We start from the raw sequence: 16,704 nt of genomic DNA on the forward strand, positions 1-16,704 counted from the left end.
ATATATACGGATTATTTTTCCTTTAATTTACAAAAAATAAATTTTGAAATTGAAAAAACATCTCAGATTCCTTTGTAATAACCTTTTGTGGTCGCGTTAATGTAATAGGTATCGAAAGAAGATTTGTTCGATACAAGCGATGTATGGGCCCTTAAAAGAGTTTTGGTGTTATTTGTAATTTTAATTCCATAATACTTAAGCCAATATAATAAAATGTTTTATGTCTAAATCGATATAAGGTAATGATTATTAAGAGATATTTCTTTTTTTATAGAATAAGTAAAACTAATGTTGCGACCAGTAATATAATGCCATTTTTTTGAATATTCCATTCGTTATTTTTAGTTGATGAAAAGACCTTTCTCTCAATTAAAAGTTTAATTGAGTACTTGAATTTCCTTCACTTTGTACTTTTCAAAGCATAGTGCTTCAAAAATAGCCTTATCACTTTCAGCTGTTTCCAATTTTATGACTTCGTTATTATCTTTTTTTAAATTTGGAACGAAGTGGTTTTTCAGTTTCACATTTAAATTAGCAGTATGTATTTTTGGAATTCAATTTGTATAAGTGATTGAATTGGAACTTTGTCTGTTGTTTCTTGCGGTGGTACAGTATCTCCTGTTACTTTCGCTGTATTTTAAATCTTTTTCCAGCTTGGTCCTCGCATTGACTACCACTGTATTTTGTAGTACTTCACTGTTTTCTCAAGTTCAATAATTATATCTTGTAGAATTAAGAAAAGAACTTAACTTATTTCATTTACTTATCTACTCTGATGTTTAGATGCTAACTACAATTAAATAATATATGATTTTTATAAAAAAGATATAGTAATATTTTGTTGTGAATTGTACTAATTTGATATTTTATAGTATTATTTGTCGTGAATTATATATAACAGAATATATTTTATGGATCTATAAAGGAGAATGTAATGAATACTTCTATCGATATACAACACTTGTGTGATCTTGCACATAAAGCATTTAATGCCCCTGTACATATTTTATCTGCAGACAGAAAGATTTTATATCATTCTACATCTGATAATGTTTGTAGTCCTTTTTATTCTTCAAAAGAAGAACATCTTACTGATATTTATCAAGAAAACGATCCCTGTAACTTGCCACTTTTCCGAAGTAACAACTATCTTGAAAATTTTGTTCTAATTCATATAGAAAATCATGATGATATTAAAGGGACAATTATAATCGGTCCTACTATACATTCAAAAGATTCAGATGATATGATCATAAAATTTCAGAAAGAATTTAAATCAAATGATAACATTCAAGAAAGACTTGCCTATTATCAGTGTTTATCTGAGATTAAAAAAACTACATTAATTGATATGGGAATTTTATTACATTACATGATTTTCAATGAAAAGTTAGATGTAGATATTGTCTTGGAAAAAAATAAAGTACTAGAGGAAGTTCCTAATAAAATTGTGAAACCTGATTTATATATTTTAAAACGCCGACAAAACAAACCTAAAACGCACAATATGGCATTAGTAAATGATTTCTTTTCGACTATCAAAGAAGGGAATAAAAAAAAGTTAATACAGTATATGTATGCGGTTTCGCAAGAAGATGTTGAACTTATGCTAATAGAGGATCCGCTCAGGAATCAAAAAAACCTTGGAATTATTGCGATTACCTTAGCCACTCGATATGCAATAGAAGGAAACCTGCCACCAGGTATTGCTTTTGCTCATAGTATTTTATATATACAAACCCTAGAACAATTAGATAATGTAGAATCTGTAAAGCGATTGTCAGGGGACGCTTTACGTACCTTTGCAGATCGTGTGAAAGAATACAATGCAAAAAAGTATTCTTACGCGGTTACTACATGTATAAAACATATTAATAAAAATGTTTACGATGGAATATCTCTGAATGAACTTGCTAATCATTTAGAAATTACGCCTACTTATCTGTCTAAACTATTTAAAAAAGAAATGGGAATTACTTTGAGCGAATATATTCAAAGGGAACGAGTGGAAGAAGCAAAAAAATTATTAACACTCACTACTTATTCGTTATCAGATATCTGTGCGTGGCTTAACTTTAATGACCAAAGTTATTTTATAAGGGTTTTCAAAAAAATCACTAGTATGACTCCTAGGCAGTACCGTGAAAAATATACAGTAATATAAGCTTGTTATATACTGTCTCCAATGTAAAGACTTAAACAGGGGTATAAGTATCCCAAAAAATGAAAATTCACTAACCATTATTTTGTTAAAGGAAATAAAAAGATAGAAGGCTGCAAAGTGCTCCAAGGAAACTTTGCAGCTTTTTTGTAATTTAAAACCTATGTTTATAACGATGATAAGTTTATAGACTAATATCTTCATACTAAATATTTATTAATTATTATATTAGGATGTTTTGTGAAAAAATCAACAATATAACATATATTACTAAATATATCTACATGTTATGCAATTATACATAACTAAATAAAGGTAAAAAAGTATAAAAAGACCTATTATATTATTCTATAAGTATTTTTTCTAAAATAAAATTTCTTGGTTGAGCTAAAATAGTTATTTTTAATCGTATACACATTAATTTGTAATCATTCCAATTACAGAAATGAAATTTACGAATAACTATATTTATATAATTTTTTTCGGGGCATATTTTTATTTAACAGTAAATTATCGAGCTTAATCGACAAAATTTTTCTATTTACGCATTAAAAATTTAATGTTTTAATGAACAACATAACTGGTATGACCAGACAGAAAGGAGAAGGTTACGCTAATAGGAATTATAGTGAAGTTGTAAGTAACATTATGTCGTTAATAATTTTCTAAATAGTCAATTTATTTATAGGAGGTCAAGAATCAAATTGGTAATAAACGTGTTCTAAGTTTCTGCATAACAAAAGTGAAGTTATTCCGCAATAAAAGTATAAGCAATGTACAGTATAATTTCATCTTTCGTTGTCTAGTAAGGAGTTTGCTGACAAAACTAAGAGGGATATTATCAAATTGAAATTAAACAATGTTATGACAAGATTAACTGTAAGCATTGGTTTATTGATCCTCACGATTCTGTAAGTTAAACCGCAACTTTAGGAAAGAATTAATAATTTACTACTCATAAGGTGCCCGATTCAAATATAGTTAATAAATTTTTGTTATTTATATTTTAAAAAATAGAGTATCGAAATGAGAGATAAATAAAATCCTTACATCCTATTAGAAGTAAAAAACAACGATATTAACGTATCTGAAAGATTTCTCCTTCTTATCCAGTTTACAAAGAGAGCGGTCGTACAAGTTATATGAATTAAGTTATAAAAACAATGGTAAAGGAGTGTACGGAATGAAAACTAAAATAATGACAGGATTATTAGTCACATCCATTGTAACTGGAGCAACTATTCCTATCAATACTCTCGCAACACCAATCGTTCAAGCGGAAACTCAACAGGCAGGCATGGATATTTCCTCTTCATTACGAAAATTAGGTGCGCAATCTAAATTAATCCAAACGTATATTGATCAATCTTTAATGAGTCCTAATGTACAGCTAGAGGAAGTCCCAGCTTTAAATACGAATCAATTCCTAATCAAACAAGATATGAAGGAATGGTCATCGGAACTCTATCCACAGTTAATTCTATTAAATTCAAAAAGTAAAGGATTTGTAACAAAATTTAATAGTTATTACCCGACATTAAAATCGTTTGTAGACAATAAAGAAGATAGAGAAGGGTTTTCGGATAGACTTGAAGTACTTCAAGAAATGGCTATGACGAATCAAGAAAATGCGCAACGACAAATCAATGAATTAACAGATCTTAAATTACAGCTTGATAAAAAATTAAAAGATTTTGATACTAATGTGGCAACTGCGCAAGGCATACTAAGTACAGATGGAACAGGAAAAATAGATCAGTTAAAAAATGAAATATTAAATACCAAAAAAGCAATTCAAAATGATTTACAGCAAATTGCATTAATACCAGGAGCTTTAAATGAGCAGGGATTTGCCATATTCAAAGAAGTTTATAGTCTTTCAAAAGAAATTATTGAACCAGCTGCTCAAGCAGGGATGGCAGCGTATAACAAAGGAAAAGAAATTAACAACTCTATTCTAAAAGCGGAGAAAAAAGCGGCGCAAGAAGCGATAGAACAAGGTAAAACTGCTCTAGAGATTGAATCAGCAAAAAAAGCAGCTCGCGAAGCAATTGAGAAAAGCAAACAAGGTGAAATAGCTGCCGCTGCTGCAGCCAAAACACAAGAGTACGACCTGGTGAAGGCCATTGATACCGAAAAGATTAAGAAAACATTTGGTGTTTTTGCTGAAGTAAATAAATTAACAGCAGAACAGCGAGCATATTTAGATGATTTAGAGAAACAAAATCAAAAAATATACGATTTAACAACGAAATTATCAATAGCTGATTTACAAAAATCAATGCTTCTTCTTACACAAAATGATTTGCATACGTTTGCAAATCAAGTAGAGGTAGAACTTGAGCTACTAAAGCGCTATAAAGAAGATTTAAATTTAATAAAAAATAGCATTACAAAATTATCTACTAATGTTGATACAACTAACGAGCAGTCTCAAAAAGATACATTAAGACAATTAAAAAATGTAATAAGTTACCTCGAAGAGCAAGTATATAAATTTTGATATTACATTTTTGGATAATTCATAAAGATTATAACTATTTAGCGAAAGAAGGAGAATAGTCATGAAAAAATTTCCATTCAAAGTACTAACTTTAGCTACATTAGCCACTGTTATAACTGCTACTACTGGTAACACTATTCATGCATTTGCACAAGAAACGACCGCTCAAGAACAAAATGTAGGAAATTATGCATTAGGTCCCGAAGGACTGAAGAAAGCATTGGCTGAAACAGGGTCTCATATTCTAGTAATGGATTTATACGCAAAAACAATGATTAAGCAACCAAATATAAATTTATCTAATATCGATTTAGGCCCAGAGGGAGGAGAGCTGCTCAAAAATATTCACCTTAATCAAGAGCTGTCACGAATCAATGCGAATTACTGGTTAGATACAGCAAAGCCACAGATTCAAAAAACGGCCCGTAATATTGTAAACTACGATGAACAATTTCAAAATTATTACGACACATTAGTAGAAACTGTACAAAAGAAAGATAAGGCAGGTCTAAAAGAGGGTATAAATGATTTAATTACTACAATCAATACAAATTCAAAAGAAGTTACAGATGTGATTAAGATGCTACAAGACTTCAAAGGGAAACTATATCAAAATTCTACAGATTTTAAAAATAATGTTGGTGGTCCAGATGGGAAGGGTGGATTAACTGCAATATTAGCAGGTCAACAGGCAACGATTCCACAACTCCAAGCTGAAATTGAGCAACTTCGTTCTACTCAGAAAAAACATTTTGATGATGTATTAGCATGGTCAATTGGTGGTGGATTGGGAGCAGCTATTTTAGTTATTGCAGCTATTGGAGGAGCGGTAGTTATTGTTGTCACTGGCGGTACAGCAACACCAGCTGTTGTTGGTGGACTTTCAGCTCTTGGAGCAGCTGGTATCGGTCTAGGAACTGCGGCTGGTGTTACAGCATCTAAGCATATGGACTCCTATAACGAAATTTCTAACAAAATCGGAGAATTAAGTATGAAAGCAGATCGTGCTAATCAAGCAGTTCTTTCGCTTACTAACGCGAAAGAAACATTGGCATATTTATATCAGACTGTAGATCAAGCGATATTGTCTCTAACAAATATTCAAAAGCAATGGAATACAATGGGCGCAAATTATACGGATTTACTGGATAATATCGATTCTATGCAAGACCACAAATTCTCTTTAATACCAGATGATTTAAAAGCTGCTAAACAAAGTTGGAATGATATTCATAAAGATGCAGAATTCATTTCAAAAGATATTGCTTTTAAACAGGAGTAGAACTGAAATTTAAAACCTAAATTGGAGGAAAATGAAATGATAAAAAAAATCCCTTACAAATTACTCGCTGTATCGACGTTATTAACTATTACAACTGCTAATGTAGTTTCACCAGTAACAACTTTTGCAAGTGAAATTGAACAAACGAATAATGGAGATACGGCTCTTTCTGCAAATGAAGCGAGAATGAAAGAGACCTTGCAAAAGGCTGGATTATTTGCAAAATCTATGAATGCCTATTCTTATATGTTAATTAAGAATCCTGATGTGAATTTTGAGGGAATTACCATTAATGGATATGTAGATTTACCTGGTAGAATCGTACAAGATCAAAAGAATGCAAGGGCACATGCCGTTACTTGGGATACGAAAGTAAAAAAACAGCTTTTAGATACATTGAATGGTATTGTTGAATACGATACAACATTTGATAATTATTATGAAACAATGATAGAGGCGATTAATACAGGGGATGGAGAAACTTTAAAAGAAGGGATTACAGATTTACGAGGTGAAATTCAACAAAATCAAAAGTATGCACAACAACTAATAGAAGAATTAACTAAATTAAGAGACTCTATTGGACACGATGTTAGAGCATTTGGAAGTAATAAAGAGCTCTTGCAGTCAATTTTAAAAAATCAAGGTGCAGATGTTGATGCCGATCAAAAGCGTCTAGAAGAAGTATTAGGATCAGTAAACTATTATAAACAATTAGAATCTGATGGGTTTAATGTAATGAAGGGTGCTATTTTGGGTCTACCAATAATTGGCGGTATCATAGTGGGAGTAGCAAGGGATAATTTAGGTAAGTTAGAGCCTTTATTAGCAGAATTACGTCAGACCGTGGATTATAAAGTAACCTTAAATCGTGTAGTTGGAGTTGCTTACAGTAATATTAATGAAATGCACAAGGCGCTTGATGATGCTATTAACGCTCTTACTTATATGTCCACGCAGTGGCATGATTTAGATTCTCAATATTCGGGCGTTCTAGGGCATATTGAGAATGCAGCTCAAAAAGCCGATCAAAATAAATTTAAATTCTTAAAACCTAATTTAAATGCAGCGAAAGATAGTTGGAAAACATTACGAACAGATGCTGTTACATTAAAAGAAGGAATAAAGGAATTAAAAGTGGAAACTGTTACTCCACAAAAATAGGGAAATATTAATTCTGTTGTAAAGTGAACTAAAACATAGAAAGTCTATGATTACACTGTTAAACAGAAAAGTAATAATTAATAAATCCTTATATAACAGAAAGGCGGAGTCTCATTAAAGACTTCGCCTTTCAATTATATAAGTATGATTCGAATAAAAAATAAGCTTGTAGTTTCATTGCTTTTTTAAATTTGCAACAGAATCGGTTAATTTGAAGCAGGTTATATACATTTTCTTTAATACTTAATGATTTGAAGGCTGCTAAAGAAAGTTCAAACGATAGTGATAAAAGATGTAGAACTTATTTTGAAAGACATCGCTTTTTAATAAGATTAGAACTTGAAACCATACTCTATAGAGGAGGAATACGAAATGATGAAAAAAATCCCTAATAAACTACTCGCTGTATCAGCGTTTTTAACTATAACAACTACTTATGCAGTCATACCACTAGAAACTTTTGCAATTGAAATTGAACAAACGAACAATGAAAATATATCTCTTTCAGCAAATGAAGAACAGATGAAAAAAGCTTTGCAAGATGCTGGTTTATTTGCAAAAGCTATGAATGAATATTCTTATTTGCTAATTCATAATCCAGATGTGAGTTTTGAAGGAATAACTATTAATGGAAATGCAGATTTACCTAGTAAAATTGTACAAGATCAAAAGAATGCAAGAGCACATGCTGTTACATGGAATACACAAGTAAAAAAACAACTTTTTGATACATTGACAGGCATTATAGAATACGATACAAAATTTGAAAATCATTATGAAACATTAGTAGAGGCGATCAATACTGGAAATGGAGATACTTTAAAAAAAGGGATTAAAGATCTACAGGGAGGAATTCAACAAAATCAAAAGTCTGCAAAAGCATTAATAGAAGAATTAATGCAATTAAAAAATGCTATTGGAGAAGATGTTAGAACATTTGGAAGTCATAAAGAGACATTGCAATCGATTTTAAAAAACCAAGGTGCTGATGTGGAGGCGGACCAAAAGCGTCTAGAGGACCTTTTAGGACAAGTAAAATATCATAAAGACATAGAATCTAAGGGGTTAGACATGGTGAAAATCCCTTTTATTCCAACCTTGATTGCTGGTGGCATAATGATAGGTGATGCAAGAGGTAAGTTAGGTTGGCTAGAACCTGAATTAGCAAAATTACGTCAGACTGTAGATTATAAAATAACATTGAATCGTATAGTTGGAGTTGCATTTCATAATATTAGTGATATGCATAGTATGCTTGATAGTGCTATCACTGCTCTTACTTATATGTCTACACAATGGGAGGATTTAGATTCTCATTATTCGGGTGTACTGGGACATATTGATAAAGCTGATCAAAAAGCTGATCAAAATAAATATAAATTCTTAACCCCTAGCTTGAATGCAGCGAAAAACAGTTGGAAAACATTAAAAACAGATGTTGTCACTTTGCAAGAAGGGATAAAAATTGCAGAGAAAAAAGAACAGGATTTTTTGAATCAGCTTCGTCCATCAAACGTTTTCTACTTTTATAAAAAAATTCATAACGCATACACTTTTGAAATAAAGACTGGAACAAATGCGCCAAATGCGTCTTATAAAGTTATGAATTTAACTAAAAACACTGTTCATAATATGTGGAGTGGAGGGGCTAATACTAACATGTGGGCTGATTGGCTTTCATTCAATCCAAATGATGAATTTGCGGTAGTAGCAGTAGTGGATGGTAAAGAATATGTTGTGTATAAAGACAAAGTACAAAATATAATGAACTGAATCTGAAAAGTAACGAAGTAATTGGAGCTGGACAATAAACTGGACACCAAGTTAATTGAAAAATCTCCTTATATCCTAGAATACTTTGCACAAGAAAAAGAATTTGTTCAACGAAAAAGTAAATATTGAACCAAGGAGTTAGTTGTATTATGTGTATGGTTTTAACGAAAGGTTTCAAGTGCTTTACTCATACAATTATGTAGTTATCCTGAAGTATCTACAGGTGTTCTAATCAACCCTGAAGAATTACTTAGCTTCCTAAGTGGAGTAATTTTATACAAAATTAAGTGAACGTTTTTGTACATAGATTAGTTGACATTTATATAGGCTTTTTCTAGTTTTAAAGATAGTTTTGTTTTTTGTGTTATTTTTCAAAAATTACAGATGGAATTTCTATATTCATGAACTTAGCGCATAATGATTGTTCGATGAAATGACATACCACGTCCCTTAGAGTTTTAGACATATTACGATAACTTAAAGAAAAAGATAATAGTAGTCAACGGTTACTATTATCTTTTTTGAACTATTTTTCATTAAAATATCTCATCTGCTGTGCCCCTTATTTACTTTTCTAGATTTTATCCTAGTTTAAAATTTATGCATTTGAACTGTTTATACAATTTGTAGGATTTTTAGCTTTTTTGTCGAATGCACTTAATGCAAGGAGGGACATTACATGATTATTAAAGATTATTTCATCAACCTTTCTATTTTTTCTTTATTAGTTAGCGCAGCAATATTTATTCAAGTGTTTACAATTAATTCTAGTCGATATTTCGAAAAGCTCTATGGAGGGATTATTGCAGTTACGTTAATGTTCTTTTCTTTTCCATACATGGGATTTTCCTACGATCTTCGAGTTGTTCCTCTTATTCTATCTTTTATTTACTTTGGTCGTATTGCTGGTTGGATTACGTTAATTAGCATAATTTTAATGCGTATCTTTTTCACTGGAGGGTATTGGGAACCTCCTGTGATTGCTTATTTAGGTATGGGGATTCTATTTTCTACTTTTAAAACTTATTTTAAAAAACTACATCCTTTTAAAAGTGCATCTTTATATTTTTCTGTTTTTATTGGAATAAAGTGGTTAGTTGGCGTATTATTTAATACTACATTACTTTACACAGGAGGCTTATTATATATAGCGTTAGGACTTTTAATTGGGCTATTTCTTATGGAAGCCTACCAGAGATTGTATTATTTAACCCAGGACTTATCTAAAATAAATCGAGAATTAAAAAAATCGAAGCAAGAACTTGCAGATACCGTACATGAGCTTCAAGGAGGAATTTTTAAATTTAAAAAAGTGGGTAAGCACTTTATACACACTTTATGTGATGGACAGTTTTATTATCAAAACGGATTTTATTCTGAACAGGTGGTAGGAAAAAGCTTACGTACTATTGATGCTTCTATTGTTCCTCCACATTTAGTTCCACAATTGATGAAGTACTATCTTCAGGCATGGGAAGGAAACGAAATTATATTTGAATTACCTTGGCCAAATGATAAAACTATTATTCTTATTGCGCTTAGGCCGATTAAACGAAATGGACAAGTTATTGAAGTTGTTGGTTCTACAGTTGATATAACTGAAAGGAAAAAGGTAGAATCAGAATTAAGCGCTACCAAAGAATTATTAGAATCATTTATAAAGCACAATCTAGATGCTATTACCATTTCTGATCGAGAAGGGCATATTTTACAAGCTAATAAAGCTTATGAAAAGATATTTGGGTGGTCATCACAAGAAATCATAGGTAAGAGATTACCGTGTGTACCAGATTTTTTAATGGAAGAATCGCTTGAAAATATTCGGAAAATTCTAACAGGTGAATCGGTAGTTACTAGATTAGAAACTGTTAGACAACGGAGCGATGGGAGTCTTCTTGATATTAGTCTGACAGTTTCTCCTATACTAGATGTAAGAGGAAATGTGATAGCTTTATCAGCAATATGTAGAGACATCTCTGAAAGAAAACAAGCAGAAAGAGAACGGCATCGATTACACCAGCAATTAAGAGATAGTGAAATGAAGTACCGTGCACTAATCGAACAAGCAACTGATGCGGTATATGTAGTAGAGCTGAATGAAGATAATGTTCCAAGTCGATTTATTGAGGTAAACCCTGTTGGGTGTAGAAGATTTGGATATAGTAGAGAAGAGTTGCTCTCATTATCATTTTCAAATATAGTACCACAAGATTCTCAAATGATTGTAAAGCTATTAGAAAAAATTAAAAAGGGACAAACTTCCTTCACTTTGCAAGATGAATATGTTTTTCCAACAGGAAAAGTAATAACAACTGAGTTTAGTGTTCGTGTTTTTAACTTAAATGGGAAAAAAGTTTTCCTAAGTATTTCTCGTGATATCACTGAACGGCTAAAAACAGAAGAATTATTACGAAAATCTGAAAAACTTGCTGTTGTAGGACAATTAGCGACTGTAATGGCTCATGAGATTAATAATCCATTAACTGCAATGAAAGGGTTCATGCAATTACTAAAATCAACGGAAAATGAGAATAATCAGGGTTATATTAATATAGTATCATCAGAGATTGAGCGTATAGAGAGCATAACAACTGAATTTATGGCGGTAGCCAAACCACAGGTGGTAAAAATGCAACCTAATAATATTAGTGTGCTAATGGATCAAGTTTTAATGCTACTACAACCTCAAGCAATGATGCATAATATAAAATTTAGAATCGATCTTAACCCTGGTATTCCATTGATTTCATGTGAAGGAAATCAATTAAAACAAGTATTTGTTAATATATTAAAAAATGCAATTGAATCTATGCCGATGGGAGGAGAAATTCTCATTCAATTAAATATACTTGATAATAATCAATTAAGCATTCGTTTTATCGATCAAGGGTGTGGGATTCCAAAAGAACGTATACCATACCTCGGAGAACCTTTTTATAGTATTAAAGAAGAGGGGATTGGCTTAGGGTTAATGATCTGTTATAAAATTATTGAAACACATCAGGGAAAGATATTTATTGAGAGTGAAATGAATACGGGGACTATAGTTGAAGTCACTCTTCCTATTTGTACACTTCAAAATTAATATATTCTTTTACTGAAATTTTTTAAGAAACCATACAGAATGTAATGCTAATGTTACTTAATGAAATAATAAAGAGAAGAACACTGGTAAATGTACCCGATAGAATAGACACTTGAAAAAGCTTGTTATAAAAACATCCTTTCTTTAGAACCAAAAGAAAGGATGTTTTTAATATTGTAATTATGCTCGAAAAAATTTCTGGTTTTTACTTTTAATACATTTTTTAACTAATTTTGGTTAAGTTATTTTCAAAGACGTTATTATTAATTCAATAAGTATACTTACATATCACCATCCCTAATTTTAAAAATAGCAATTTCCTGAAAACTATATAGTTTCTTTTTGAAAGGAAGGGTATTATCAATTGAAACCGTATGAAAGAGTATCTGTTTACTCTATAGAATCTTTACAGGAGTTAATGAAATTACTAAAAAAATCTAAAGATTTTATAACGTTGGAAATTGCTTCTAATAATTCCTCTATAGTCATTTCATATTTTAGAACATTAATCGATATAAATATATTTCATGAAGAGGTTTTAACTTATATAAAAGAGAAGAGCTTCGATTCATTACAAGATATTCGGTCTGTCTTACCCTTTGAAAATTCAAAAATAACAAATCAAATGGAAGATATTCAGGATAGTATTTTAAACGGCTATATACTTATTCAGTTCGATACAGATGAATCAAATGGCTTGTTAATAAATGTGTCAAAGAAAGAAAAAAGAGATATTACAAAAGCTGAAATTGAATACAATATTGTGGGTCCGCAAATCGCATTTGTCGAAGATTTAGATGTAAATTTAAATTTAGTACGTAGAAAGCTCCCAACACCTTATTTACAAATGAAGGAATTGAAAGTAGGCTCTCTCTCTAACACAACTGTTGCGATTGTATTTATTGAGGGAATTGTAAATGATCAAAATCTACAAGAAATTATAAAAAGGGTAAGTCAAATAAAAACAGACCATGTTTTGGATAGTACTTATTTGATGCAGTTAATTGCAGACAACCCAAATTCTATATTCCCTCAATTTTTGAATACAGAACGTCCGGACCGTGTGGCAGCTGTATTAGCAGAAGGGAAAATTGCACTTTTTGTAGATGGCTCGCCTTATGCCATCACTCTTCCAACAACATTAATTGACTTTTTTTCTACGACAGAAGATTACACCATGCCTTGGATTATTGCCTCTTTTTTTCGTCTATTAAGGCTTTTTGCTTTTATGTTTTCTGTCTTAACGACTCCATTATATGTTGCAATCTTAACATATCATTACGAGCTTATTCCAAAAGAACTTCTTGAAACGTTAATCATATCGAGAAGTAAAGTACCTTTTCCTCCATTAATTGAAGCGCTTTTTTTAGAAATAACGATTGAATTACTGAGAGAAGCGGGGGCACGTTTACCAACTAAAGTGGGTCTAACTGTCGGTATCGTAGGTGGTATTGTAATTGGACAGGCATCGGTAGAGGCAAGTCTTACAAGTAACGTATTAATCATCATTGTTGCACTTTCAGCTCTTAGCTCATTTACAGCACCAATATATCGAATTGGTAATACAATTCGAGTAATTCGTTTTCCTTTTATAATATCTGCACACCTGCTGGGCTTATTAGGAATTGTTTTAACAAGTTCTTTCCTTTTAGCACGCTTATTACGTACAGAATCATTAAGACGTCCTTATTTGTTTCCTTTTTATCCTACACGCCCTACAGATTGGAAAGACAGCATTATCCGTTTGCCAATCTCAACGATGTTCCGACGCCCAATTTTTTCAAGATCTAAACAGCGTTTTCGTTTTAATCCAGAAGAGGTAGAGAAAAATAAAATCAAATCACGAAATGATTTTGATGATTGAAATTAACAGGGAGGAGCATTATGAAACAGATCCCAATTGAGTATCAAGTCTCTCCATATATGGTGTTTTTTTTAATTATTACTATACAGATGGGGGTTGGTATGCTTGGTTTTGAAAGGATTAGTGCAAAATTAGTTGGAAATGATGCGTGGATTAGTACGCTGCTTTTTGGAATATCTGTTAATCTTATGATTTGGATCATATATCAGATTTTAAATCAGGGTAATGGAGATATCATTGCAATCAATCAAGACGTACTTGGAAAATGGATTGGTGGATTGTTCAACTTCATTTTTTTATCCTATATTGTATTGTTAGGTGCAACAACACTACATACATATATTGAGGTAGTACATGTTTGGATGTTTCCTTCCATTTCATCTTGGGTTATAGCAGGGACTTTTTTGGGCTTATGTTATTACATTGTGACTGGAGGATTTCGTGTGGTAGCCGGGATTGGCTTCTTTGGAATCGTTATCCCAAGTATCCTAGTTTTCACATTTTTTTATCCTTTGCAGTATGCAGATTTTCAAAATTTATTTCCAATTGCACAGCATTCATTCCTAGAAATTATGAAAGGAATGAAAGGAAATATGTTTAGTTTTTTTGGATTTGAAATGTTATTGTTGTACTACCCATTTATTAAAAAGGCAAGAACGTCTCAAAAATATGCGCACTATGCAAATTTAGTAACGACTATTGTCTACACATACCTTATGATTTTAACTCTTGCGTTTTTTAGTGAAAAACAACTAGCGAGCGCAATATGGGCATATTTAAGCATGATTAAAATTATACAATTTCCCTTTATAGAGCGGTTTGAATACATTATTGTTTCTGTCTGGGCTTTTTTTATATTACCTAACGTTTCCTTTACATTATGGGGAGTAAGTCGTGGTATAAAAGAGGCACTGGGAATAAAGCAAAAATATGTTTTGCCAGTTATCATCCTGTTCATCTTTGTTTTATCATTTTTCTTGAATAACCGTAATAAAATTAACTTATTAAATACTTGGACAGGTCAAATTGGCTTTGTATATATATATGTATACCTACCTGTATTATGGCTAATTCAAACCGCCAAAATAAAGTTAAGGAGATAAACATGAAGCGATGGATACTTTTCCTTATAGTAAGTGTCTTCTTAATAGGGTGTGCTAAAACGAAAATTGTGGATGACATTGACTTAGTTCAAGTTGCGGCATATGATACTGAAGCAAAAGGTAAGCTAAAAGGAACCTTTGCGATTTCAGCTTATAAAGGAGGCGGGGAAGGTGAAACGAAAATCTATTCAGCATCAGGCCAGACTGGTAGAGAAGTTCTTGCAAGAGCATCCGAAAAGTCTTCTGGACCTCTAGAGTTGGGGCAATTGCGTGTTATTATATTTAATGAAAAAATAATTGAAAAGGGAATGCAGGAAATTTTAGAGACTTTGAACCGAAATCCTAGTGTAGGAAATGCAATTTATTTAGCAATTACAAATGTAAAAGGGGAATCATTATTAAAGGGGAACTATTCTAAAGAAAAAGAAATTGCTTCCTATCTATCCTCTTTACTGGAGCAAAATATGGACAATGGAACGCAACCAAAAACAAATTTTTTTATGTTTTTAAATCAACTTAATGATGATGCGAGAGATTCTTATTTACCGATGATATCTAAAAAAGGTAACGTGTTGGAGTTAGATGGAATAGCACTTTTTAAAAGATGTAAAATGGTTGATAAAGTGAACCCTAAAGATTTATTTGTATTTAAATTGTTGACAGATAATTTTAAACAAGGTACATACCAATTCAAACTACCTGGTTCTTCAAATACGTACGCCACGATAGAGAATATAAAGGCTAGAACAAAATATAAGATGGCGGGAAATAGTAAGCATCCATTCGTAAATGCTTATATTCAAGTTAAAGGTGAAATTCAAGAATTTACAAAAACAAAAAATCTAGATAATCCTAAAGAAATAAAAAAATTAGAAAAAATTATGGAAACAGAAATAGAAAAAAAGGCAACTACATTGATAAAGAGATTTATTAAAAAAGACACAGATCCTATAGGACTTAGAAAGCTTGGTAGAACTCACGTAAGAAAATGGAACAGTCAAGAATGGGAAGAATCCTATAAACATTTACGTTTTCGTGTAACAGCTGATGTAAAAGTAACCCAATCTGGTGTTACAGAATAAATAAATCAAATAAGATATAGGAAATTTCAATAAAAAAATATAGTCTCGCAGGAGATTAGGGAGAAGAGAAACGATTAACAAAGCATTTCATAAACATTAAGATGCTTTGTTAATCGTTTTTATATTTGTAGCTTTATCACTTGCAGTAATTATAATAAAAGAACAACGAAACAAATTCCCGATACCACATAATTATAGGAGGACAATAAAGCATCAAGATATAATGTATGCTTTGTCTGGAAAAAAGAATTAAGTACTTCAAGGTTAAACACTTAACTTTAAAGTAGTAAATTCGTTGCTTTTAGCAATTCAACTAGAATGTGCCCCCCGAAATTTAGAAAGATCGGTTTATTAGGTAGCCTTTAGGGAATGAGCTTAGTACAATACTGGGTTCATTCCCTTTGATTTTCCCTTGATTCTTTCATGATTATAGTACTCTATATACTTTGCTAATTGTTGTTTGAAATCTGTTATACTTCCAAATTCTTTCGATACAGAAATAGACATACAAAAACGCCATCCTTTCTTATAAATCTACAGAAAGAATAGCGTATTTTTTACAAATGAGTTCCTTTATTGAAAAGCTTTAGTTCTATATGACTGATAAAAGGGCAAGTAACGCTAAAATAGCGGGAAGTCCTTGTTTTTAGAAGAATATTTTGCATATGCAAAATATTAAAATGTAAT

9 protein-coding genes and 3 pseudogenes are annotated in these 16,704 nt (G+C 31.4%); 11 read left to right on the forward strand and 1 reads right to left on the reverse strand.

The genetic code is table 11. The features are described 5' to 3' along the window. Positions 1 to 934 precede the first annotated feature (934 nt). The 11 genes and pseudogenes from MR070_RS11380 to MR070_RS11430 form a co-directional block, all read left to right on the forward strand. A complete protein-coding gene (locus tag MR070_RS11380; protein ID WP_242261295.1) occupies positions 935 to 2,164 on the forward strand; it encodes a helix-turn-helix domain-containing protein in 1,230 nt (409 codons plus the stop codon). 1,180 nt (positions 2,165 to 3,344) lie between these two features. Continuing rightward, positions 3,345 to 4,664 (forward strand): hemolytic enterotoxin HBL lytic component L2, encoded by a 1,320-nt coding sequence (gene hblC / locus MR070_RS11385; RefSeq protein WP_242261296.1) that lies wholly within the window; start codon positions 3,345 to 3,347, stop codon positions 4,662 to 4,664. 61 nt (positions 4,665 to 4,725) lie between these two features. Further along, positions 4,726 to 5,946, forward strand: coding sequence for a hemolytic enterotoxin HBL lytic component L1 (gene hblD / locus MR070_RS11390; RefSeq protein WP_242261297.1), 1,221 nt, complete (start codon positions 4,726 to 4,728; stop codon positions 5,944 to 5,946). Positions 5,947 to 5,982: 36 nt separating this feature from the next. Further along, a complete protein-coding gene (hblA, locus tag MR070_RS11395) occupies positions 5,983 to 7,110 on the forward strand; it encodes a hemolysin BL binding component B (RefSeq protein WP_000591969.1) in 1,128 nt (375 codons plus the stop codon). A gap of 372 nt (positions 7,111 to 7,482) precedes the next feature. Beyond that, positions 7,483 to 8,883, forward strand: a complete 1,401-nt coding sequence (hblB, locus tag MR070_RS11400; RefSeq protein ID WP_242261299.1) for a hemolysin BL regulatory component HblB — start codon at positions 7,483 to 7,485, stop codon at positions 8,881 to 8,883. A 21-nt stretch (positions 8,884 to 8,904) separates the two neighbouring features. Next, positions 8,905 to 9,132, forward strand: a pseudogene (locus tag MR070_RS27300) (hypothetical protein); the annotation flags it as partial. A gap of 430 nt (positions 9,133 to 9,562) precedes the next feature. Beyond that, positions 9,563 to 11,968 (forward strand): PAS domain S-box protein, encoded by a 2,406-nt coding sequence (locus tag MR070_RS11410; RefSeq protein ID WP_242261301.1) that lies wholly within the window; start codon positions 9,563 to 9,565, stop codon positions 11,966 to 11,968. 364 nt (positions 11,969 to 12,332) lie between these two features. Then, positions 12,333 to 13,832, forward strand: coding sequence for a spore germination protein (locus MR070_RS11415; protein WP_242261302.1), 1,500 nt, complete (start codon positions 12,333 to 12,335; stop codon positions 13,830 to 13,832). Between the two features lie 20 nt (positions 13,833 to 13,852). Then, complete coding sequence (locus tag MR070_RS11420) at positions 13,853 to 14,935, forward strand: GerAB/ArcD/ProY family transporter (RefSeq protein ID WP_044793030.1); 1,083 nt, start codon at positions 13,853 to 13,855, stop codon at positions 14,933 to 14,935. A gap of 2 nt (positions 14,936 to 14,937) precedes the next feature. Next, on the forward strand, positions 14,938 to 16,017 hold the full coding sequence (locus MR070_RS11425) for a Ger(x)C family spore germination protein (RefSeq protein WP_000832877.1): 1,080 nt from the start codon (positions 14,938 to 14,940) through the stop codon (positions 16,015 to 16,017). Positions 16,018 to 16,162: 145 nt separating this feature from the next. Beyond that, positions 16,163 to 16,293, forward strand: a pseudogene (locus MR070_RS11430) (excinuclease ABC subunit C); the annotation flags it as partial. Between the two features lie 99 nt (positions 16,294 to 16,392). On the opposite strand, the pseudogene MR070_RS11435 reads toward MR070_RS11430, so the two are convergent. Beyond that, positions 16,393 to 16,506, reverse strand: a pseudogene (locus tag MR070_RS11435) (IS3 family transposase); the annotation flags it as partial. Between the last annotated feature and the right edge of the window lie 198 nt (positions 16,507 to 16,704).

It is taken from the genome of Bacillus cereus group sp. BfR-BA-01453, assembly GCF_022662915.1.
In the GTDB taxonomy this organism is placed as follows: domain Bacteria; phylum Bacillota; class Bacilli; order Bacillales; family Bacillaceae_G; genus Bacillus_A; species Bacillus_A paranthracis.